At 69.8% G+C, this 596-nt stretch carries 1 protein-coding gene; it reads left to right on the top strand.

Annotated features, from left to right (window positions below):
• A partial coding sequence (locus tag ABD323_RS43985) for a type 1 glutamine amidotransferase domain-containing protein (RefSeq protein ID WP_344447609.1) occupies positions 1–596 on the top strand: 596 nt, incomplete at both ends.

The following is a 596-nucleotide window of genomic DNA, read 5'->3' as shown; positions in this document are numbered from 1 at the left end:
TCACCCCGAACGGCAAGCGGGCGCACGCCCTGCCGCCGAGCCTGGACTCCGAGTACATCGACCCCCCGCTCGGCCGCTCGGTCACCAGCCGGGACATGGCCCGCCGGGCCCGGGCGCTGGACGACTCCAGCCGCCTGGACAACCCGCTCAGCCTGGCCGAGCTGATCCCGGAGCGCCCGTACTACAGCGCGCTCAACCACCTCCGCGACCTGGAGGAGTACAACCGCAGGATCAACTCCGCGACGAGTGAACTCCTGTCGGACTTCGATGCGTTGGTGATCGTGGGCGGCTCGGGTCCGATCGTCGACCTGGCCAACAACGAGCGCCTGCACGAGCTGGTGCTGGCCTTCGTGGCGGCCGACAAGCCGATCCTGGCCGAGTGCTACGGGGTGGCCGTGCTGGCCTTCGCCCGTGACCTGGAGAGCCGGCAGAGCCTGCTCTGGGGCAAGCACGACACCGGGCACCCGAAGGAGTACGACTACAAGGACGGCACCGGCTTCCTCGGCGTCGACTTCAACATGGGCCCGCCGCCGTACCCGCTGGAGTACATCCTCCGGGACGCCACCGGACCCGAGGGCCGGTTCCACGGCAACGTG

The sequence above is a fragment of the Kitasatospora nipponensis genome, assembly GCF_039528135.1.
In the GTDB taxonomy this organism is placed as follows: domain Bacteria; phylum Actinomycetota; class Actinomycetes; order Streptomycetales; family Streptomycetaceae; genus Kitasatospora; species Kitasatospora nipponensis.
Note: the sequence above shows the minus strand (reverse complement) of the source record. Positions and strands in the feature narration are given on the sequence as shown.